Consider the following 22462-nt stretch of genomic DNA (forward strand, 5'->3'; position numbering starts at 1 on the left):
TTCGTGTCGGGCAATGTTGCAGCCCGTATCCCGGCCATTACAGCCGGGCGTTCGCTTTCTCCGCGTTCCTTTACCCAGTCGGCCCTGAAGAATCCCGCAAAGCTAACCGTGACAAGGCATTGAGGGAAGAAACCAGTATCAGGAATTGCAGGGATGAGGCATATTGGCACACAGAATCCTGCAAATTCCGATGAGGTCTGAATGGGCCCAACGCCGATCACGCCGCAGACTGCTGAGTTGTTCAAGCAGCCCCTGGCTGAGCAAATCAACATGCGCCACCCCATGGTGCAATTGGCTGGGCTGATCGACTGGCAGGCCTTGGAGCAAGCGCTTTCGGAGAGCTTCACTTCGAAGCGCGGCCGCCCGGCGACACGGCCGCGGCTGATCGCCGGCTTGCTGTACCTGCAACACGCGTTCGACCTGTCTGATGAAGACGTGGTGTGGGGTTGGGTGGAGAATCCCTATTGGCAGCTCTTCACTGGCGAGACGTATTTGCAGACCGATCCGCCGATTGACCCGTCCAGTCTGTCACGCTGGCGTCGCCGGTTGGGTGAGGCAGGCGTTGAGGAATTGCTAGCGCATACCATCGATGCAGCCAGGCGCGCGGGTGCGGTCAGGGAGTCGAGCTTGCGACGCGTGATCGTCGACACCACCGTGAGGGAAAAAGCGGTGGCACATCCCACGGATTCTCGGTTGTTGGAACGCGGCCGAGTGCACCTTGTGAGGCAAGCGAAGCGGCTTGGTTTGAAGCTGCGGCAGAATTACAACCGCGAGGCACCGAGACTCGCCGCACAGATTGGGCGTTACGCCCATGCGAAGCAATACAAGCGAATGCGGCGCACCCTGCGGACCCTGCGTTCGCGCGTGGGACGGGTGTATCGGGACGTGGAGCGCCAGATTGGTGCCGTGCCCGAGCCGCAGCGCGATGCTCTGCACGAACTCCTGGCACGAGTGCGGCGACTGCTGACACAGCGTACCGATGACAAGAACAAGCTGTACGCCTTGCATGCGCCGGAGGTTGAGTGCATCAGCAAGGGCAAAGCCCGCAAGCCGTATGAGTTCGGCGTGAAGGTGTCGATCACGACCACGCTCAAGGAAGGGCTGGTGATCGGCTCTCGCTCCATGCCGGGCAATCCGTATGACGGCTACACGCTCCACGAGGCGCTCGAACAGGCCCAGATTCTCTCCAACGTTCGCCCGGAGATTGCCGTGGTGGATCGTGGCTATCGTGGCGTAGAGGTGGATGGCATCCGCATTCTGCGCTCAGGCCAAAAGCGAGGCGTCACCCGAGTCATCAAGGCAATGATTAAGGTTCTTCACCGATTTCCGGGGAAGGCCGCCCGGATCTTCAGGAAGAAGTAGTGGTCATCACGGAAGCCGTAGGCCATGCGTTTGATCACCTTGATCCGGTTGTTGATGCCTTCCACCAAATTGGTTCCTAGCGGCCAGCGGCTGTGGGCCAAGATGCCAGGCAGGTATGGCTTGAGCCGTTTGGCGAACAGGCATAGCGGGGCGATGCCGCTGGCCATGGCCCGCTCGTACCACTCTTGCCAGAAGCGTCGGGCGTAGCCGGGATGGCGATATGCCCAAAGCGTCTTGAGGTCGTCCTTGAGCACGTAGACGGTCATCAGCGCCTGGTTGGCAGCCAGTATTTCATCAAGCCGGACCTGATCGGCCTCCCGGGTGACGTTCTCTCGATTGCGCAGCAGCAACCAGCGAGAGGATTTCACCACCTTGCGGGCGGCCCGGTCGCCGCGCAGCCGATTGGCCTCATCCACCCTGACCCGGTCGATGACTTCACGGCCGTACTTTGCCACCACATGAAACAGGTCATAGACGACTTCCGCTTTCGGGCAGTGCATCCGCACTTCCAGGTCGTAGGCGGTATTCATGTCCATCACCGCGGCGCGCAGCCGGGCACAGCCTTCAGGGCCAAGCAGCTTGAAGAAGGGCCGGATCTCCTCTCGCGAGCGCCCGCGCCCAACCCACAGCACCCGCTTGCTCGACGGCTCGACGATGACCGTGGCATAGCGATGGCCCTTCTGGATCGCAAACTCGTCCATCGCGATCACCGTGACCCCACTCAGGTCAACCGGCCCCAGTTCCCGCTCCAGATGGCGCAAATCGATGCGCTTGACCGTGGTCCAGGCCAATCGGTAGAAGGAAGCGACATGGCGCAACGACATGACCTTGCACAGTAGCGCTACGCTGGCGGCTAGCCTCGTTGTAACCCGCGCATAGGGCGCGAGCCAGTCCAGGCGCTCCAGCTTCGGGCCACATTGCCGGCAAGCCAGACGAAGTCGCGGCACGACCAGCTCCACTGGAATGTCGAACACTGGCAGATCCCGCACGCGCCGCTCTACCCGGTCGTGGATACTGCTAACGCCTTGACCACAGCCATCGCAGCACCGCCTGCGGCGCGCCTTAGGTTCTAGCCGGATGATGCAAATACGCTGCCCATTACGGGTCTCTTCCCAGCTATCGCGCAGGCGATAGCCTTCCCAGCAGCCGAGCTGGGCCATACAATCGCGTGGGGCCAACCTCCACCTTCCTGATTCTTGTTGTGTCGCAACTCCAAGATAACAGTGGTGGGCGTGTTGGCCCTTTTTGTTTCTAAACGGTCACGCAGATCGGCGAAGAACCATGATTAAGCGGCGCAGTGCCATCGAGCCCGCCATTGGACACATGAAGGCCGATGGCAAGCTCGATCGCAATTGGCTGAAGGGCGCGCTGGGCGATGCCCTGCATGCAGTCCTGTGCGGCGCTGGCCACAACATCCGCTTGATCTTGCGGAAGCTGCGGCTTCTTTGTGCCTGGTTTCTGCGCTTCCTGAACCTCGATCAGCTCGCCATATCACGGCGCTGAAGTGTTCGGCGAGGCCTGCAGAACGAATTGTTCAGGGCCGACTACCCACCGTGCCAACAGCGTTCCTTGCGGTTCGCCTGCCGTCACCGGCAACATGATGGGCTTACCCTGTTCCGCATGAATCTCCGAGCGGGGCGGACCCTTCCTCTTCGCCGGCGGCTGGTTGTCCATGGTGGTCCAGTCTTCGAAGACCACTCCTCACCGCATACCGTTTTGGTTCAAGCCTGTCAGCACGTTTGGCTTGTCAAAGATCACGACGTTTATCAGAAGTTCACATATGTTGGTCGTACCCGCTCATCCCTTGCTCCTCTCCGCCTTCGTGCTGGCAGATTCCGCTTCGCCTCGCGGCTGGGCGTACCGGTTATCCGGCGGCTACGTTGTCCCCAGAGCTTCACACCGAGCTGTTACCGGCTCCGCATGTCTGGGTAGGGAACGGTTGATGGAACAATCGGTTTCGTCAGGCCATACGTTCTCCTGTGAAACAGAAATTCAGGCGACTTGCAGGTCGCACGAAGACGTTCTTCGCGATATCCAAGCCAATGGTCAGGGCGGGCATTGTTACTCTTCCAAGAGTTGACCCTTCAGTGTGGCCCCGGAGGGGGCGGGAGTCCATACCATCAGCCCTTTTGTGCAGGCCGCTCAGCCTGCTGGCCCATATGGAATTCGCTGGCGAGGTCCTCATCTGATCATCGAGCGTTGCTGCTCACATTCCCTATCGGGTTTTCCTCGCCCCGGTCCAACCTGTTAGCCATCATGCGATCAATGCTTGCGCTCCTTGAGAAGAAGTCAGTTCAGGCGGATTGTCGGGGAAAGACGGTGCCGCCGTTTTCCGTGATCACCTTGGTGGCTTCTTGTTCGAGCGAGTGTCCGAAAGCATAGTCCGGCGTGAGGAAGAACCAGGATTTTCCGCCTTGGGCCATGACGGCAGAGCTGACGGTATTTGCCAGGGCCGTGGTGTTGTAGTGGTATTGAACGGTATAGGGCGTGCAGGCGTCGTTGGTGAACTGCGTCGCTCCCGGGCCCACGAGCAGGAACACGAATTTCTTCTCGGCCACCAGGCTGTTGATGGCCAGCATGGCGGCGGAGTTGGCGCCGCCGACGATCATGTCGATGCCTTGGCGGAAGCGATGTCGGCCTTGTTCTGGTGATCGGCGGACAGCACTTCAATGGGTTTGCCGTTGACTTTGCCACCGAAGTCCGCCACCGCCATGCGGATGGCTTCCAGTCCACCTGGGCCATCGTTGTCGGCCAAGGGTCCGGAAAGATCGGTGATGGAGCCGATGCGAACAACATCTCCTGAGATTTGGGCGGTGGCGGCACATGCGGTAATCAGTGCCGTGGCACCGAGAGCAAGTCGAAAAGGCTGCAATGAAGAAGTCATGAGAATCTCCTGGTGGTCAATGGGATTCGAGTGAATCAAGCATCCGCGGGCAGCACCGTCCCGGTACAGGCACCAAAGCCGATGCGGTGGCCCGGGCCCTGAGCCCAGGCGGTCAGTTCCACCTCGTCGCCGTCTTCCAGATAGACGCGGGTGCCGCCTTGCTCGAGGTCGATGTGCTGTTGGCCGTTGCGCGTGGCTTCATACAGGCAGCCCTGCCCGCCGGGGCCGCTGGTGCTGACAGTCCCTGTGCCCAGCAGGTCTCCTGGCTGCAAGTTGCAGCCGGTACACGCATGGTGGGCGATCTGCTGGGCAAAGCTCCAGTACAGGTGCTTGAGATTGCTGCGGCAGACCACCGAGGCGGCATCGGCATCTTTCGGTTTGATGGATGCCTGCATGTGCACGTCAAAATTGCGCAGCCCCTGTTGATCCAGATAGGGAAGGGGTGGTGGCGATTGTTCAGGGCCCTCGATGCGGAATGGCTCCAGCGCGTCGAACGTTACGATCCAGGGCGAGATTGACGTGCGATGTCCCTTGGAGACGAAGACGCCAAGTGGCTGTGCTTCCCAGGCCTGGATGTCGCGCGTGCTCCAGTCGTTGAGCAGCACGACGCCGAAAGCATGTTTTTCGGTATTGTCGATCGCGATGGTGGTGCCGAGCGCGTTGCCAGCGCCGATAACAACGGCGGCCTCCAGCTCGAAGTCCAGCTTTTGGCTGGGCTGGTAGCGGGGCGCGCTCTCGCCCGGTGTCACCACTTGGCCCCAGGGGCGCTTGACGGGCGTTCCTCCCACCACAACCGAGCTGGCCCGGCCGTTGTAGGCCATGGGCAGATAGGTCCAGTTGGGCCAGAGCTTGCCGGCGCCGCTGCCGCCACCCAGGATGTCCACGCAGTTGAGCGAGTGCTCGCGCGAAAGCATGAAATCGCTGAACCCGCCCACGGCCACAGGCAGGTGCATGGTGGCCTCCGACATAGGAACAATGGCTTGCTGCCGCAGGGAGGTGTTGTCGCGCAAGACAGGATTGTTGTGTCGCAGCAGTTCGCTGACCTGCTGCCGAACCGCGGACGTTGTCGCCCGGCCCTGGCTGATGAAGGCATTCAAAGAGGACTGCTTGAACACGGCAGCATCTGCGGCGCAGATCAGGCCGGCCTCGGCCAGGATCTGCAGATCGACGATGCAGTCACCGATAGCCACGCCGGCGCGTGGTGCGCGGCTTTCCGTGCTGAAAATGCCGAAGGGGAGGTTCTGAATCGGGAAATGCGAGTCAGCGGCGACTGGCACGAACGAAGTCAATGCTGGGGCGTTGGGCGACGCCGGGCTATCGCCCGCGCGCGAGGGGAGGTGAGTGCTCATGGTGAAGCCAGGGGAGAGTTGGCGTGAAGGGGGTTGCGGTGCTCAGGCGGTTTTCACGTCGCCGGCACCACCGTAGGAGGTAAAGCCGCCGTCTACCGGAAGAATTGCGCCGGATACATACGAGGCAGCGTCGGACAGCAGGAACGCGGCGGCATTGGCGACCTCTTCGGGACGTCCCATGCGCGCCATGGGCGTGCGGCGTTCGATGCGATCCACATCGATCTTGTGGTCGTGCACGAGCTGGTCGATCATGGGCGTGGCGATATAGCCGGGCGCCAGCGCATTGACGCGCACGCCCTGGTGGCTCCACTCACAGGACAGATTTCGGGTCAGCATGGCCACACCGGCTTTCGCAGGACCGTAGGCATTGCGCCTCGGAATGCCATTGAGGCCATTGACCGATGCGATAGTCACGATGGAGCCGCTGCCGCGCTCCAGCATGGCGCCGCCTACCGTGCGGCACATGAGGAAAGAGCCGCGCAGGTTCACGTCGACGATGCGTTGCCAGATGTCGATGTCCATGTCGACTGCAGGCGTCACCTGGTCGCTGACACCAGCGCAGTGGAAGAGTCCGTCTAGCCCGCCCAGGCTCTGGCAGGCGCTGGCCACGGCTGTTTCGCAGGCCTGCTCGCTGGTGACATCGGCAACGGCAAAACCCTGGGCTCCCATGGCCCGGGCCTCGGCTGCAAGCGCATTTGCGTTCAGGTCGATCAAAAAGACCGACGCGCCCATTTCGATGAAGCGACGAGCGGACGCCAGGCCAATGCCGCTGGAGCCTCCAGTGACCAGAATGCGTTTACCAGCCAAGTCAATGCTGCGATTGTTGGTGATCTGAGTTTGAGGTGAGTGATTCATATATAGGGGCTGGGCTTACTTTTCTGCTTTGATATTCGCGTCGCGAATGACTTTTTCCAGACGGGTGCTTTCGGTGGCGACGAACTTGGCAAATCCAGCGCTGCCATTCAGTGACAACGGTGACAGGCCTTGTGCAGCCAGGCGCTTGGCGAGTTCCGAGTCTTCCAGGGCAGCCTTGGTGAAGCGGGAAAATGCTGCCACGATGTTTGGAGGGGTCCCGGGTGGCGCAAACAGCCCGGCCCAGGAGTCGGCAACCACGTCGAAGCCTTGCTCTTTGAGAGTGGGAATGTCCTTGGCACCGTCTGGGCGCTGCGTGGACAGCGTACCCAGCAGCACCACGTTGCTTCCCTGAGCCAGCGCGGCGTTCATCGGCACTACGGCGATATCCACCTGACCAGCCATTACGGCCTGCAAAGCGGGACCTCCACCTTGGTAGGGGACGCCCAGCATCTTGTCGATACCGGCACTAGCTTTGATCATTTCCATGGCAATTTGCCCATTGCTGCCTATGCCGTAGTGGGCATAAGTCATCTCGTGGGTGCGTGCAAATTGCAAAGCATCGCGAGCAGTTTTCTGCGCAAGGTTTTTGCGGCCGATCAGCATGACTGGTACGCGGGCGACGGCGTTGACGGGAATCATGGTCGCCACCGCCTTGGCGACCTGCGGATATAGGTGCTGATTGACAGCATGGGTGTCCGATGTTCCCAGCATCAGCGTGAGCCCGTCCGGCGAGGCGCCATGGACTGCGCGGGTTGCCAGGATTCCGTTGGCGCCGGGGCGGTTGTCCACGACGACCGCGAGTCCGGTTTGCTTGGTCACCGTATCCGCCAGCACGCGTGCTGCCGTGTCCGTGCCGCCACCGGGCGGGTAGGGCACGACGATCTTGATGGGGTGGCTTGGTTTCCAACCGTCTTGCGCCATCGCGGTGACAGGCAGACCGCAACTCAGTGCGCAGCCTGTGGCGGCGAGCAGCCATTGCAAACTCTTGCGCCGGGGTGCGGAAAAAGATGGCGTGACTTTCGGAATACCGCTTTGGGGAAGTGCAGAGTTCATTTGGCCAGCAGGTTTCTTCAGATAATTGATTGGTTGGACGACTAACCAAGTTTTGGCGAACTTTGCAGCAAGTATCAGTCAATGACTATTCACGTTAACGTGATAAGTATTAACCCTGATGTAATTGGTGGGCAGCTATTGGGTGCTGGCTTAAGTGCCGGCGATGGCTGCTGAGCCTAAAGGGCGGCGGCCTTGTTGATGATCGTGAAATCCTGCTGGAAAGACGCAGGCGGGGTGTCAACGGTCGCCAGGACGCCTGCCACCATGAAAGGCAGCAGATGGCTGCACGCATCGTCGCGATGGTCGGAGGAGCAGAGTCCACCAGACAACACCTCGATCCGGTTGTTTTCACTGAAAGTGTTGCACATGACACCGACCATGAAGTCGAAAGCCCATTGGATGCGTTTTTCCTCGCGACCGGGGAAGGTACGGCGTAACTCTTGCAGAAAAGCCTCCGCCAAGGGATTGAACAGCGTGCCTAGCAATCCCATCCAACGCTCGGTGGACATGATGCGAGCGGCCAGCTTGGCGTAGTTTTGCCATCCGGAGCCGCCGTGCATGCTCCAGTACAAGTAGGGCGAGAGATAGCAGCGCGCAATTTCCTCAACCGATAGTGGCTCATTGCCATGCAGGTGGCGGTAGTGGGCTAACAACTGCTGCCGGCTCTCGTTGACCACATTGGCCCTACGCGCAAGAACCTCGTGAAAGATGTGCTCCTTGGATTCGAAGTGGTAATGCGCCAGGGCCAGGCGGACCCCCGCCAGGTCGGTAATTTGCCGGATCGATGTTCCTTCGAAGCCTTGATCGGCAAAGAGTTGCTCTGCCGCGTCAAGGATTCGGACGGAGGTTTCGCGAGGGGGAAGAGTTTTCTCGGTTGAGGGCGTTTGCATTTATCCGCAGTGTGCTGAAGTTTGATAGGTTTGATTTGTGCTGAGAGCCTCTCAGGCTTCGCTGCAAGTATGCCATTCATGCAGCATGGGAGATCCGCTGTCTGCCTAGCTGGTAGCGGTGGGCGGTGCGCTATCGCGGTGGCGCCCTGGGGCACCCACTTGGCCGCGCGGCAAGCAACCTGCAGGTGCTATGGGCTCATGTCCTGAACCGTTTGCGGTAGCCTCCGGGGCTGGGGCCAAGCCGATTGCGGAAATGGCCGCGCAGTATGGCCGTGTCGCCAAACCCCACCTGCACCGCAATATCATCCACGTCGAGCAGGGTCTTGGCAGCAGCCAAGCGTTGCATCACCAGCCACTCGCCTGGCGGCATGCCCATCACATTGGTGACGTGCCGCTGAAAAGTGCGGGCGCTGGCGGAAACCTGCATGGCCATCCGGGCGATGGGCCAGTCTCCGCGCAGCTCGGCGCGCACGGCATCCAGGATGCGGAGCCAGCGAAGTGCTGGCGCGGCGGGAGACGGGCTCCTCGATGTACTGCGCCTGGCCGCCTTTGCGGTGAGGGGCATGACCAGGCGCCGGGCCACCTGATTGGCCACCCGCGAGCCGAGGTCTCGGCAGCGGGCCAAGCTGTTCAGGGTCGAACAAGGAAACCCAGCCCACGCCGAATCCTTCCGCGCGCGCAGCAAGCCAGAGGTTCTGGATGGCGCAGGCCACCGAAGCGAGATCCATGTCCGGCATGGTGCGCCGACCGAAGACATGCCGCTCACGTCCATCCATCAGCGCCGCCACCAGTACTTCCCCGTAGTCCAGGATGCCCTCCACCTTGAGTCGCATGAACTCGTCCTGGCGTTCGCCCCGGGCGACCGCAGTGCGCTGGCGTTCGGCACCAACCAGCGCGTGGACCTGCGTTCTCAAGCTACTGTCAGTGATGCGGAAGAAGCGCCAGGGTTGCATGAAGCCGACACTGGGGGCGAGATGCGCAGCGTGCAACAGGCGTTCCAGCAACGCAGGATCGAGCGGGTCCGGCCGAAAGTGGCGCATGTCGCGACGTTCCCGGATGACGCGATAGACGGCGGCAATTTCCCTGTCGGCGTAGCGAGATGGGTTCATGGTTTGAATAGCGGGGCGGTGGCGCTTGGGCGGGAGGGAAGGTCACAATGCAGGTAGCTTGCCACGATGGTGCCGTGACGATCGATGACTTTGCCCTGTGCGGTGTTGCGATGCGGGCTCATCCTAGGTCTTGCTGGTCCAACCGATGCGGTGCCGCTCTCGGGTGGCCTCATGCCGCGCATCCTCTTCGCTGTGCAGGTAGCCACTGGTGGTAGCGATCGAGGCATGGCCGAAGTTGTCGCGCACAAAACGCAGGTCGACTTGCTGGTCGGTCATGTGTGAGCCCGCGGTATGGCGCAGCCAGTGCGCCGAGGCGCTGGCCAGGACATCGGCCTGACCCTCCCACTCGGGCCCGCGCCCGCGCAGGCGCTCGGCCGCCATGGCGAACACTTCCTTCAGAATCAGATGCAGCGCGCCGCGCGACAGGGCCTTGTCGCGACCCGTCTCGCGGCCGATGACCGGCAGCACCAGCGGGCGCGTTTCCCCGGGCTGCGGGCTAGGCGGCAGTCCGTGGGCGCGGCGGTAGCGCGCCAGTTCGGCGATCAGCTCGTCCGAGGCCGGCACCAGCCGGGTCTTGTTGCCCTTGCCGGTCACCTCGAGCCACCAGCGCTCAGTGCCCTGGGCATCGCGCCGGCAGAAGAACGCCCCCATGGGAGTGCCTGTCACCTCGGCGGCCCGCAGCCCGCCCAGATACAACACCGTCAGCACCCAGCGGCAGCGCGCGGCGTGCAGGCGTTCTCGCGCGGTCTCGGTCGGCATGGCCGCGACGGTGTCCTTGACCGTCTCCCACAGGTCGTGGCTCAGGTAACGGGTGATGCGCGCTTGGGTGGGCGCGCGCCGGCGGCGGGCGAGGGCGAGCGGATTGCCGGCCAGGTAGCCCGCCTCGGTCAGCCAGGCGAACAGCGCGTTCAGGATAACCAGCGCCTGGCGCGCGCTGCGGGGCGACAGCGGCCCGGCAAACGGGCGCCAGTCGGGGTGGCCGCGCGCGAGTTTCTTCCTGCTGCCGGCCAGCACCCAGCGCGCGGCCGGTTGCGGGTCGGCGAGGAAACGCTCGTACGTGAGCAGATCCTCGTGCGTCAGCGAGGACAGTGGCTTGCCCAGCTGCAGCACGGCCCACAACAGCAGCCGCTCGGCTTCGCGCCGGTAGGTGGACAGCGTCGCTGCGCTGTCGGCATAGCGCGCCAGCCAGGCGGTGACGGCGGCCAGGTCGTCGGCCGCGGCGATGCGGGTGGCGTTGGCGGGGGCGCGGTTGCTGCCAGCCGCGCCGGACAGCGCCGGGGTCAGGCGCAAGTGCTCGAGCGGGGTGAGGGGTGGGGCGGGCGGGCCGTCCGAAGATTGGATCGGGAGCAGTTCCATGATGTATCGGCCGAATCGTCAGTGAAACTAATTTTGTTCCCGTCATGGACACGGAAAATAAGGGCAACCAGAGGGTTGAGTAACAAAATTAGTTTAAAAAGTTGAAAGACAAATTGTTCCTTCGGCCGACAGTTAAACTAATATTGTATCCTTGCCCACGTTCCGGCACATCCTTGCCTTGCAGGCTCCCGCGATAGCGCCCTATGGTTCATAGCGATTGGGCCATAGGCGATGGTGGCCATTTGTGCTGGAACCTCCATGGAAGTCCGCGACGCTGACGACAGCTGTCATTGCTCCCGCCGCACAATCGGCAGGAGAGCCATCGACACCTCGCTCTGGGCAAGCCCGGATGAAGGGGCGCTCGAAGGAGAACGGCGCGCGTTGTATTTTGCGAGAAAGCAGGCGGTCTCGCTGTACCTTTCTGGCGCGACGGCCGATACCATCAAGCGTCTCACCGCACTTGGCGCAAAACAGGCTTATCGACTGATCCGCGAACGTTGCCTCGAAACGCATCCGGACGGGCGACCCTACGGCTGGCGCGGGCTGGTTCCGTGGACCCGGATCAAGCACTACCGGCGCCATCGGAAGATCCATGTCAGTCAGTTCGGCGGCGGCGCCGTTGGTGCCCTGCAGGCGCTCCTTGATGCGCAGCTGGAGCTTCGCCAGGCATTCGAAGCGCGTATTCTCGCGGGCGCGTCAGGCAAGCGGCTGGTCGAAACCCGGCAGTCGAAAAGACGTCACTGCGGGTGGCTTCTCGACCAGCTCCGCGAGCTTGGATGTGAACAGCGAAACGAGTGGCCGTTCAACACGGCGACCCTGGGATACGTCTCGATTGGCCGGTATATCGACAGGGTGTTGTCGGCCAACCCACGAGCGCTGGCGGCGGCGAGCGGCGGTCCAGACCTGGTGTCAAAGCTGAAGACAGGGGACGGAACCGGACGGCCAGTTCAGAAGTTCATGCAGCGCGTCGAGATGGATGCGCACAAGCTGGACGGACGTTTCTGCGTGTCGCTTCCCCTGATGGGAGGCGGCTTTCGGGAGAAGATCGTTCATCGTCTCTGGGTTATCGTGATTCTTGAAGTGATGTCGCGCGCGGTGCTCGGCTACTACTTCAGCATGAGACGGGAAGTCTCGAAGGATGATGTCCTGCGCGCGCTGAAGCGGGCATTGGGAAAATGGTGGGCGCGCCCGGTAAGCTTCAGCGACAAGGCGTATCTGCCCGATGCCGGGCTTCTGTCGGTGCTGGGTGACAATTTCGTCGGACTGTGCTGGGATGAGACCAGCGTAGACGGTGCCCTTGCCGAGACCTGTCAGCACGTGCGCGACGCGTTGCGCGATACGGTTCGCGCGACGCTGCTTGAGCCGAAAACCTCGTTCTCGAAACGTCGAAGCAAGGACGACCGGCCCTTCATCGAGGCGTTTTTCCGCAATCTGGCGGGGAAGGGCTTTCAGCGTCTTTCCAACACCACCGGCGCCAAGCCTCAGGACCGTAAGGGCCGGAAGCCGGAAGACGTTGCGCTGGCAAGCCGATTCCAGTACGAATATGCGGAAGAGCTGCTGGACGTGCTCATCGCCAATTACAACGCAACACCGCACAGCGGGATTGGCAACCGCACGCCGCTTGCATACGCGAACTTCCTGTACCACCACGCCCAGCAGAGCTTCCGCCGAGTCGATCCCGCCGTTGTGGAAGCGCTATTCAGCATCCGCAAGCGCTGCATCGTCCGCGGCGGAGCAGCGAGTGGGCGCGCCCCGTACGTGGAGTTCTATTACGGCCGCTACACCAACGAGGTGCTGCACAATCGGCACGACCTGGTGGGATCCGAGATCTGGGTGGTCTGTCACAAGGAGGATGATTGCCGGGTAGCGCTCGCCTCCACGCTTGACGGCATCCCACTCGGTGTACTGCGGGCAGCGCCGCCCTGGAACATTTCACCACATAGTCTTGCCGTTCGCGCAGCAATCTCTCAGGCCTGCTCGCACGGACAACTGACTATCCCAGGGGGCGCAGACGCCATTGAAATCTTCATGCGCTTTGTAGAGAGTCAGGCACACAAACGCTTACCCGTCCATCCGGCCTACCTCGAAGCGCGACGCATTCTGGTTGCTGCAGCGGATCCGTCGATCGGCGCTGCCATGCTGGACGCTGCGATGGATCGTGCCAAACAGAAGGACAGCAGAGGTTCGCGCAACGGTGGCACCAGCAACAAGCCAGCGCGACCAAACGTGGCGATCAAAACTGAGCCCGCGACTCCGGGCTCCATGCTCCCGCCACGTCGAATGGCGCAATCGGGGTAGGTCATGCGATTCCCTCTGCCCGAGCGCATCGATCCGCGACACTGCATCGTGACGAAGCAGTACGCAGTATATACGCCGCCCATGCACGAGATGATTGAACAGCTCGGCGAATGGATCGACCAGCAGCGCCCCGGCGGCTATATCTATGGTGCATCACGGCTGGGCAAGTCTCGCTGCGTGCAATGGTACGTCGCTCAGGTGCTGCAGGAACGCCTTAACGCCGTGGTACCGCTGGTGGTGTGGAATCGCCGTCCGGACAGCCAGACAAGCGAAGCAGGATTCTGGCATCAGCTGTTACTCGCCTCGAACTTCGAATTCGCCAACCCGGCGAAACCACCGAAAAGAGCGGAAGGGATCCACCTGTGCAGGCAACGCTTCATCGCCATTGCGAACAACGCGCAGCGTAATTATGTCGTACTGGCCATCGACGAAGCGCAGGATCTGACGTTCCGGGAGTGGAAGTGGTTGCTCGGTCTTCAGAATGACCTTGATTACGAGGGCTACCTGCTGAGCGTGTTTTCCGTCGGCTCGCACCAGCTGAACTATCGTCACGAGTATATGGCGATCACCGGCAACGCTCACCTGGCAGCACGTTTTATGGCCGCGCATGCGCGATTTCATGGGCTGCGTTCGCCGGAAGAAATCGCATACGTGCTCAACGGCTACGATATCGACTCGGAATGGCCACCGGGCAGCGGCGTTTCATACCTGAAGTATTTCGCGCCGGTTCAATTCGCGGCCGGGCACCGCCTTGCAGACTGTGCCGCGCTGGTGTGGAAAGCGCTGGTGGAACTCTCGCCCGAATCTGCGCGCCGTCATCTCGAGTTCCCGATGCAGCATATCGCCAGGGCAACCGAGGCGATGCTTTTCCAGCTGGCGCATGGCGGAGACTGGGTTGACGTGACGTCTTACGAGAACTGGTTGCAGGAATTCGCAAAAGCGAACTTCCCGGACCACATGAGGATCATCTCGACGGGTAGTTGACATGGCGGCCTACCCATCGGTGAACTGGTGGCCGGGAAGCCTCCGTCCGTACGAGTCGCGGCTATCGTTCGTCGCCCGCTTCTGCGCACTGAATGGCATCAACGTCCGAAAATGCGCGAAGTTTTTGCGTGTGGAGCCCGATAGCAACACGCCGCTTCCGATCGACGAAATCAGACGCCTGGCGTCCGTGCTCGGTGAGACCGCGCCGCTTGTCGAAGACGTTTTCTCGCCTTCCATACGGTTCATCGATGTCGGCCGTTATGGCCCGCCTCCCGATAGTCGCGAGCGACGTGCCATCCGCTATTGCGAGACCTGTGTGCAGCACGGCTACCACAGCTACCTGCATCAGCTTGGGTGGCTTTCGCGGTGCCCATTTCACCTGAGCGCGCTGAAAACGACCTGGGCGCAGAAGCACACCGCCAGCCTCGTGTCGCAGCGCGTGGGCGCGTTGGAGTTCGTGATGCGGCAACGCTGCAGGACGTGGCCGCACGGCATTGATGCCGGCTTTCCGGCCCGAGAGCAGGGGCGTGTTGCGTCGCTCGCCGGCTGGGTCGCACGGGCGAGCGTCGCTGCCGCGCGCATGTCGCTCGGCGAGATCTGGTCGTCGGGCAACCATGGCATGCCGGGGGCTGTCTCCCTCGACCAAGCGTTCGGTCAGCTGCGCACGCTTGAGCCCCCGCCCGAGGACATCGAGCAGCTCCTTATCGAAGCCGGTGATCGGTGGACTCTGGAAAGCCACGCGTTTGCGCGGCAAGCGAAAATCCAGCTCGGCCGCCTCAGGTCGAGCCACCTCAGCTTTGCCGACGTACTTCACTTCTATATACGCATCAACGCCGCTTCGGCGAATCCGTCTTCGTTTGTCACGCGCCTGAATGCCATCCAGGACCGGCAGACTCGCCATGGCACCTGTCGCTGTCGGTGGAGGCTGACCAAGGAGGGACGGCTTTCGCGCTGGGTCAGCGTGCGTCCAGAGGAGGGGCCCCGCTGGGGCCTGATCTGCCCATACGAGATCGCGCTCAACGAACTTCAACTCGGCTGGGGCCGTTCGGACCTGGCGCTCTCCAATCGGCCGGCGGAGCAGGAACGGCGGCGCTTCTGCAGCGTTTCTCACGCGATGCGCGACTTGGGCCTCATCCGCTATACACGGGATGCAGCGGTAGCGCCGGCGGGTTACCTATATGCCGATCAGGACGTCTGGACCTGCTGCGAGTGGGTCTGGGAGTCGACGCTAACTGCAGTGCTCGATATGGCGGTCACGTGGGAAATCGAGCTGACGTTCGATGCGTTGACCACTTGGCTAGATGACATCGATCGGGGTGTCGATCCGCTTGAGCGCGACGATTCCAAATCTTGCGTCCGCCTGTGCGAAACCGACGACGGGCTGTTGCTGATCAGATGGACGCAGGCAGAAGGGTCCGCGTCGCAGACGACTCCGTTCTGAGCGCGACGTTGGGCACGAGCTCCGGCACGGAGACGGGCCGCCATGGGTAATCGGGCGCCGCACGAAAGGGGCGCCAAGGTAAGTCAAGACGATGGCAGCCCCGCGCTCAGCCAGATCGCCGCGAGGCTTTGCGCTGACCGAAAGCCTCGTTCTGACCAGCAGCCACTCGGTTTCGGTAAAGCCTCGTGCCGTATCCAGCGCCGGACGAAGGGCGGCGCCACGAACCTTGATGCCGGCAAAGGGGTTGGCCAACACGTACCGCTGCTGGTCCTGCACGCCGAATCGAGAATCGTTTGCAATTGACGGTCGAACGTAGCCGGCATCATCACGGCGGTCGAGAGCGACCGGCGATGTCTGCATCCAGGTGATGGGGGCGTGTGCGCGGTCATCATGGCTGACGCACATGGCGTCGGCCGGTGTGGTGCTTGGCTCGCTGTCGCTCGGTGGGCGCGGCAGCCACGACGATTTTGCTCCGGGGGGCCAGGAACAAAATTAGTTTAGAAATGGATACAAAGTTAGTTTAACCAACGGTCAGCGTGGGGAGGCGATTCGAACCCATATTATAGACATAAGCGCAGTTATGTCTAAAATAGTCCAAAAATACTTCGATATCCAACGTATTACGTAGTAATATTTATCATCACTTTTCTGGCTTTTTCTCCCCATGCCCGTTGCCGACCTGGATCTGACCGACGCCGCGCTGCAGGCCGCGATGGCCAACGACATTGCCGAGCTGCGCAGCCGCTTCCCCGAAACCCGCGCGCTCTACCGCGAGGTCTGCGGCCTGCTGTTCTTCCGCTACGGCGTCACCCCCACCGCCAACAAGCTCTACAGCCTGGTGCGCAAGGGCAGCATGGGCACGCCCGCCGAGGTGCTGCAGGCGTTCTGGCAGGAACTGCGCGGGCGCACGCGCGTCACCATCGACCATCCCGACCTGCCGGATGCGTTGAAGGACATCGCGGCCGGGGCGGTCCAGACCATCTGGCAGGCGGCCAACGAGGCCGCCACCGGCGAGCTGGCCACGCTGCGCGCCGAGGCCCGCCATGCGGCCAGCGTCGCCGAGGCCGAGCGCGACGCCGCCCGGACCGAGACCGCGGGCGCGCGGGAGGAGGCGGCCGCCCTCTCGGCGCAGCTGGCCGAGGCGCGCGAGGCGCACGACGCCGTGCAGGCGAACCTGGCCGCCGAGCGGCAGGCGCACGCCGCGACGCAGGCGCGGCTGGAAGCGGGGCGCGCGGAACTGGACGCCGCCGGGCGGCAACTGGCGGAACTGCGCACCCAATTCTCGACCGAGCTGGAACGCGCCCGCGAGCAGGTGACCCTCGCCCAGGAACGGGCCGAGGCCAGTGAGCGGCGGAGTCTGCGCGAACTGGGCGCGGAGCGTACCGCGCGCCAGCAGAGCGATCGCACGGCTGAAGCGTTGCGCGGCGAACTGGTGGCGGCGCGCAGCGAGGCCCGCGACGCGGCGGTGGCGCAGGCCGAGGTCCGCGCCCGGCTCGAAGCGCAGGCCTCCACGCTCGGCGATCGGCTCGCCAGCGCCGAGCAGGCGCAGCGCAAATCCGTCAACGACCTGGACGCGGTGCAGGCGGAGCTGGGCGCGACGCAGCGCCGGGCCGAACGGGCCGAGGCCGAAGCGGCGCTGGCGCGCCAGCTGCTGGCAGAATTGCGGATGGGGCCGCCCGAGCGAGATGGTGGTGGGCGGCGGCGCAAGGCCGGGAGCCCGGCGTCGACCGAGCAGGAGGCGCCAGGCCAAAAACTGGACGAACCGCAAGACGACAAGCAGGGCGCGCCGACGGCCACCTCCAACCCGGAAGACGGCAGAGACAGCAGTGACGACAGCAATGACAGCAAAAACTGAGCGGGCGGCGGCGATCCGCTGGATCCAGAATGAGATGGCCGACTATGGGCTGACCATGGAGGAGCTGGAAGCGGCGGGGTGCTTCGATCCGCCACCACCCCCGCCGCCCCCTCGGCCACCCGCACCCGCGCCAGCGCGAGCGCCCGTGGTCTGCTACCGCAACGCCGCTGGGCAGAGTTGGGACGGGCAGGGCGACATGCCCGACTGGCTGCGGCGGGCGGTCAATGCGGGGCAGTCGGTGGAGTTTTACCGGGTCGGGTAGCCCAGTTGGTTCTGCCAGCTCAACAGCAGACATCCGTCTGGAGCCGCCCCTCCTTGTGGCCGGATTCCCCTGCATGCTCCCTCTACGTGCCAGCGTTGTTTGCCGCCATTTATCTGTTGGCTAGCCCAACGTTGACGAATGCTCGGATCGGCCGAGGATCACTGGTGGCCGCAGAAGGTTAGAATGACTGCTGCCGCACACGTACCGGTCGACAGTAGAGGCGGCGACGAAAGAGAATCGGACATGACACGATCATAAATGGTCGTGATGTGCAAGACGACAGCTGGCCCAACACTACATTGCGATAGATCATTAAATGCTTAGCACCGTTACTATGACAGCATGTTTTCGGGAGGCAAAGTGAACATAGAGGCTTTGCCCAATCGAGAGATAGATGTGAAGAAGGCATTCGATGAGATCCAGCCTATTGTTGCGACTTTTCACAAATATCGAAATCGATATTGCGATCCAAGCTACTCCGAATCTGCGCTTCGCGATGACTTTATTCGTCCGCTCCTTTGGGCCTTGGGCTGGGATGTAGACCATCGACTGCAGCAAGACCCTCTGCAGCAGGAGGTTAAAGTCGAACAAAACGTACATCTTTTGAATATTGGCGAGGGTAAAAAGAAAGCCGATTACGCGTTTTTCACAGAGCCAAACTTCCGGCGCGGGGATGAACGGTTTTTTATGGAGGTCAAAAAGCCCTCGATTTCCCTAGCTCACCCAAAAAACTACTTCCAAGCCGTGCGATACGGTTGGAGTGTGCAGAACTCCGTCACTGTCTTAACAAACTTCGACGAGTTGCACATACTCGATTGTCGCTACCCCCCAAACATTGACACAATCCTCGAATGTCGCATTCCGGAATACGTCTTTCGATATACGGACTTGCAGGACGAAGAGGCATTTGCGCGCATATTCTACCTATTGTCACGGAGCGCTGTGGCCGCAGGCAGTCTGGAGCGCCTAGCAGGAGTTCTTCCGCCCCGCCGCGGAAAAGCTGTTCAACGGGGGCTATTCTCGGGTGCGTATCAGCGTGTCGATGAGACGTTCTTGGCTCAGCTGGAACTCTATCGCGCTAACTTGGCGACGTCACTCAAGAACAACAACCGTTGGCTAGATAGTGAGGCGTTGACTGAGATCACACAGCGTATTCTAGATAGACTGATCTTCTTGCGATTTCTCGAAGACAAAATGATCGAAACGCGATTTAAGGTGGGGGACTTTGGCAATAGTGGAACGGTATGGGGGGACTTTGTCGCTGCCTCACGTCGACTTGACAGCGTTTATAACGGTATCGTATTCAAGAGTCATGGCCTCATTGACACGGGCAAGCTCGTTGTCGATGAACGAATTTTTGGTGACATCTGCGAAGATCTATCGAGCGAGAACACGCCGTACGACTTCAACTCTATTCCAATCCACATCCTTGGTAGTATCTACGAATGCTTCTTGGGAAAGGTGATCGTAGCCAACGATACGACCGCCAAGCTCGAAGATAAGCCGGAAGTGCGTAAAGCTGGCGGTGTGTTTTACACGCCCGAATACGTCGTCCGCTATGTCGTCGATCATACGATAGGAAGCCTGGTGTCCGGAAAGACTCCGGCCCAAGTGAACGAGCTGCGCTTTGCCGACATTTCGTGCGGTAGCGGATCTTTCTTGTTGGGCATTTTCGATGCCCTAATTATGCATCAAACACGTTGGTACAACGACAATCCGACTAAAGCACCCCCGCAGGATGCGCTTGAGGAAGAGAACGGTAAGCTTCGCGTGTCGCTTAAGCGGAAGCGAGAGTTACTGGTTCAGTGCGTATATGGCGTGGACCTAGACCATCAAGCCGTCGAGGTAGCTCAGCTATCGCTCTACTTGAAGCTACTGGAAGATGAGAATACAAGTTCGGCACGTTATTTTCAGCGTGAATTACATGAGACGTTGCTTCCATCCTTAAATAGGAACATCGTGTCTGGGAATTCACTAGTGGCGCCGGATATTTTGAAGACTCGAACCTTTTCTGAGCAAGAGGAGCGAGCGCTTAACGCTATGAGCTTCCAAGATCGCTTCGCCTCGATCGTAAAAAAAGGCGGATTTCATGCGATCTTAGGTAACCCGCCTTGGGGTGCGACGATCAACCATCCGGAATATTTGAGTGAGCGCTACCAGCGTGTAATCACACGGATGCCGGACACTTACATCTACTTTATCGATCAAGCGATCCGGCTGCTGCGTCCAGGTGGTGTTATGGGCTATGTCGTTCCCGGTACGGTCTTGAATCAAGTGGATGCAACTGCAGTACGCCGGCTCATGTTTGATCACGGCATCCGGCAAGTGATTGCACTCGGCGAAAAAGTATTTGGCCCTAAAGTATTGAACACTACTGCCATACTCATCACCGGAAAATCTTCTAACACAGCTCCTGTAATTCTAGGTGACCTTTCGGCATGCGCCCCGGAAAAGCGTGCTCAACGCATTATTGAGCTCAGACCATCTTCTCGAAAAAAGTGGTCCGCATTAGTGGAAGCGGATGCCCACAGTACATTTTTCGCTTCCGCAGGCGGTGCAGAGTTGTTGCTTGCCCGGATGCGCAAGAAGCATCCTACGCTAGATGCTTGCTTGGTAGACGGCATCCAACGCGGTGTAACGCCAGACGTTGTTGCTGCTCACGTATTGACGAAGGAAGAACAAAAAGAGGCGCGAATCGAAAGCGGTCTACTATTTCCCAGTGTATCTGGTCCGCAGCTAAGGCGTTATAGCAATTGGGTCTCTGACCAATATATCATTTACACCACGCGGGATACTGTTATCGATAACTATCCGTCGACCAAATCACATTTATCAAAGTTTCGGTCGAAAATTAAATGCCCAGAAGTCCGCGATGGTAAGCATCCATGGTATAGCCTTCATCGTCCTCGGTCGCCGAAGATATTCCAGTCGCCGAAGTTCATTGGACTGACGACTAGCAAGTTGATTGAAGTAATCTACGATGAGGAAGATCATTTGGTCGTAACTGACGCTATGTATGTCTTCCAAACAAAGCCAGAGGTTGATCCTTGGGCTATCATGGCGGTGCTACACTCGTCGACCCTGCTTTATCTCTATAGGGTATCTAATCAGGGGGAGGCTCGCGTGATTCCACAGGTAAAGGCATCTAAACTTGGAACTCTGCCATTCCCAGATTTGAGAAAGAAAAAGACCTTGCAGGCGCGGGTCGCCGCAGATTGCAGAGCGCTTATTGAGATGAAGCAGAAAGCGGCTACTGCATCCTTGGAACGGCAGAAAGATTACTACGATCAACGCTGCGCTGAGCTTGATGCAAGCATTAATGCTCTCGTATATGAGCTTTACGAATTAAGTGACGAAGAAATTGCACTAGTGGAAAGCGTAGCGATGCCGGTGTAAATTGATTCAATTCGATTAAAGCGATTCGAATTACTCTCAACGAGAAGGGGCGATCCGCGGGGCGTTGTTGCATAAATCCGGGTGTCTAGCGGCGGCCTGACGTTTACGCGCAACGGTCGAGGCGGTGCCCCTGTTAACTCTGCGGGGAACTGCGTAGATTCTCGATTTTTTGCCCGAGAAGATGCGCAAGGACGAACACAAGACGCGTGAGCCCAAGGGGGCCTACCGCGTCAGGAACTGGGCAAAGTACAACGCGGGCTTGATCGCGAGAGGCGACGTGACGATGTGGATCGACGAAAGCGTACTGCAAGCGTCGCTCGAGGCGGGGGCGCCAAAGCGTGGTCGGCCGCGTGTCTACTCGGACGCGGCGATTCAGATGCTGCTCGGGCTCAAGCAGGTGTACCGCCTGCCGCTGCGTGCCCTTCAGGGCTTTGCCCACAGCGTTCGCAGGCTCGCCTTCGCCGACTTGCCAGTGCCGAATTACACAACACTGAGTCGCCGCGCGCAGGAATTGGAGGTGGTGCTGCCCGCGCAGCGCGCCGGCGAGTCGCTGCATCTGGTCATCGACAGCACGGGCCTGAAGGTATTCGGCGAGGGCGAGTGGAAGGTACGCAAGCACGGCTATTCGAAGCGGCGCACCTGGCGCAAGGTGCATCTGGCGATGGACGCGAAGACCGGCCAGATATGCGCTGCGCTGATGACGCATCAGGACGTTGGCGATGCCGACGTGTTGCCCGAACTGCTCGATCAGATCCCCACCGACACGCCGATCGACACCATCGGCGGCGACGGCGCGTACGACACGAAGCAATGCCATGCGGCGATTGCCGCGCGAGGCGCGCAACCGTCGATTCCACCGCGCGAGGGTGCGATGCCCTGGCCGGAGAGCACGTCCGGCGCGGCATGGCGCAACGAGGCGATTGACGCTATTGCACAACGTAGCCGGCGCGAATGGAAGACGTCCAGCGGCTACCACCGGCGCTCGCTCGTCGAGACCTTGATGTACCGCCTCAAGACGCTCACAGGCAATTGCCTGTGGGCACGCAAGGTTGGCTCCCAGGCGACCGAGGTGGCGATTCGCGTGGGCGTGCTCAATCGCATGACGGCGCTCGCCCGCCCTCAGTCCGTCCGTATCGCATGAATTCAAGATCACAGCGGGACCTGTCTTCAAACTCGATTTATGCAACAAGGCCGATCCGCGGGATAAGTTTTTCCCGCTGATCGGAAATGACTTCAGAATTTCGCTTGACTCTCGTCAAGAGCGGAAGCGGGGCAGGACGGCGATGCCGTGTCGTCGGGATTGGCTGGTGGCATGGCCCCGCTGCGTTCATTTTTGCGCCGACCGGCAAGGGCGCCGCGCACCGCGTC

General features: G+C 60.8%; 14 protein-coding genes and 4 pseudogenes. 9 read left to right on the forward strand and 9 right to left on the reverse strand.

Annotation, left to right across the window (positions count from 1 at the left end; translation table 11 throughout):
• Window positions 1-201 precede the first annotated feature (201 nt).
• Window positions 202-1311, forward strand: a pseudogene (locus AC1Q7H_RS35635) (IS5 family transposase); the annotation flags it as partial.
• Window positions 1312-1316: 5 nt separating this feature from the next.
• On the opposite strand, the gene AC1Q7H_RS35640 reads toward AC1Q7H_RS35635, so the two are convergent.
• A complete protein-coding gene (locus AC1Q7H_RS35640; RefSeq protein WP_492382290.1) occupies window positions 1317-2540 on the reverse strand; it encodes an ISL3 family transposase in 1224 nt (407 codons plus the stop codon).
• A 97-nt stretch (window positions 2541-2637) separates the two neighbouring features.
• Between AC1Q7H_RS35640 and AC1Q7H_RS35645 the strand changes: the two are divergent.
• A pseudogene (locus tag AC1Q7H_RS35645) lies at window positions 2638-2865 on the forward strand (IS5/IS1182 family transposase); the annotation flags it as partial.
• 812 nt (window positions 2866-3677) lie between these two features.
• Here AC1Q7H_RS35645 and AC1Q7H_RS35650 read toward each other — a convergent pair.
• The 8 genes and pseudogenes from AC1Q7H_RS35650 to AC1Q7H_RS35685 form a co-directional block, all read right to left on the reverse strand.
• Window positions 3678-4246 (reverse strand): annotated as a pseudogene (locus tag AC1Q7H_RS35650) (ABC transporter substrate-binding protein); the annotation flags it as partial.
• Between the two features lie 35 nt (window positions 4247-4281).
• Window positions 4282-5595, reverse strand: coding sequence for a fumarylacetoacetase (fahA, locus tag AC1Q7H_RS35655; protein ID WP_492316770.1), 1314 nt, complete (start codon window positions 5593-5595; stop codon window positions 4282-4284).
• Between the two features lie 42 nt (window positions 5596-5637).
• The gene (locus AC1Q7H_RS35660; RefSeq protein WP_492316769.1) at window positions 5638-6450 is read right to left on the reverse strand and encodes an SDR family NAD(P)-dependent oxidoreductase; all 813 of its coding nucleotides are present in this window, start codon (window positions 6448-6450) and stop codon (window positions 5638-5640) included.
• Between the two features lie 15 nt (window positions 6451-6465).
• Complete coding sequence (locus AC1Q7H_RS35665) at window positions 6466-7503, reverse strand: Bug family tripartite tricarboxylate transporter substrate binding protein (RefSeq protein ID WP_492316768.1); 1038 nt, start codon at window positions 7501-7503, stop codon at window positions 6466-6468.
• 176 nt (window positions 7504-7679) lie between these two features.
• Window positions 7680-8393: a TetR/AcrR family transcriptional regulator gene (locus AC1Q7H_RS35670; protein ID WP_492316767.1), complete on the reverse strand. Its 714-nt coding sequence runs from the start codon at window positions 8391-8393 to the stop codon at window positions 7680-7682.
• Window positions 8394-8589: 196 nt separating this feature from the next.
• Window positions 8590-8958 carry a helix-turn-helix domain-containing protein gene (locus AC1Q7H_RS35675; RefSeq protein WP_492316766.1) on the reverse strand — a complete coding sequence of 123 codons (369 nt, stop codon included), beginning with the start codon at window positions 8956-8958 and terminating at the stop codon, window positions 8590-8592.
• Window positions 8959-9001: 43 nt separating this feature from the next.
• Window positions 9002-9502, reverse strand: a pseudogene (gene bluB, locus AC1Q7H_RS35680) (5,6-dimethylbenzimidazole synthase); the annotation flags it as partial.
• 123 nt (window positions 9503-9625) lie between these two features.
• Window positions 9626-10858, reverse strand: a complete 1233-nt coding sequence (locus AC1Q7H_RS35685; protein ID WP_492316765.1) for a tyrosine-type recombinase/integrase — start codon at window positions 10856-10858, stop codon at window positions 9626-9628.
• 258 nt (window positions 10859-11116) lie between these two features.
• On the opposite strand from AC1Q7H_RS35685, the gene AC1Q7H_RS35690 reads away from it, so the two are divergent.
• The 7 genes from AC1Q7H_RS35690 to AC1Q7H_RS35720 all read left to right on the forward strand — a co-directional run bounded on the left by AC1Q7H_RS35690 (window position 11117) and on the right by AC1Q7H_RS35720 (window position 22235).
• A complete protein-coding gene (locus AC1Q7H_RS35690; RefSeq protein ID WP_492316764.1) occupies window positions 11117-13156 on the forward strand; it encodes a hypothetical protein in 2040 nt (679 codons plus the stop codon).
• 3 nt (window positions 13157-13159) lie between these two features.
• On the forward strand, window positions 13160-14140 hold the full coding sequence (locus AC1Q7H_RS35695) for an ATP-binding protein (protein ID WP_039015432.1): 981 nt from the start codon (window positions 13160-13162) through the stop codon (window positions 14138-14140).
• Between the two features lies 1 nt (window position 14141).
• Window positions 14142-15581, forward strand: coding sequence for a hypothetical protein (locus AC1Q7H_RS35700; protein ID WP_039015433.1), 1440 nt, complete (start codon window positions 14142-14144; stop codon window positions 15579-15581).
• A 664-nt stretch (window positions 15582-16245) separates the two neighbouring features.
• Complete coding sequence (locus tag AC1Q7H_RS35705) at window positions 16246-17436, forward strand: DNA-binding protein (protein WP_492370401.1); 1191 nt, start codon at window positions 16246-16248, stop codon at window positions 17434-17436.
• Entirely contained in the window at window positions 17420-17698 is a 279-nt protein-coding gene (locus AC1Q7H_RS35710; RefSeq protein WP_492316731.1) for an H-NS histone family protein, read from the forward strand. The genes AC1Q7H_RS35705 and AC1Q7H_RS35710 overlap by 17 nt, the downstream gene beginning before the upstream one ends.
• Window positions 17699-18094: 396 nt before the next feature.
• Entirely contained in the window at window positions 18095-21094 is a 3000-nt protein-coding gene (locus AC1Q7H_RS35715; protein ID WP_492316732.1) for an Eco57I restriction-modification methylase domain-containing protein, read from the forward strand.
• Window positions 21095-21275: 181 nt separating this feature from the next.
• Window positions 21276-22235, forward strand: coding sequence for an IS5 family transposase (locus tag AC1Q7H_RS35720; protein ID WP_492316733.1), 960 nt, complete (start codon window positions 21276-21278; stop codon window positions 22233-22235).
• Window positions 22236-22462 lie beyond the last annotated feature (227 nt).

The sequence above is a fragment of the Cupriavidus sp. GW823-FHT06D04 genome, from assembly GCF_058795055.1.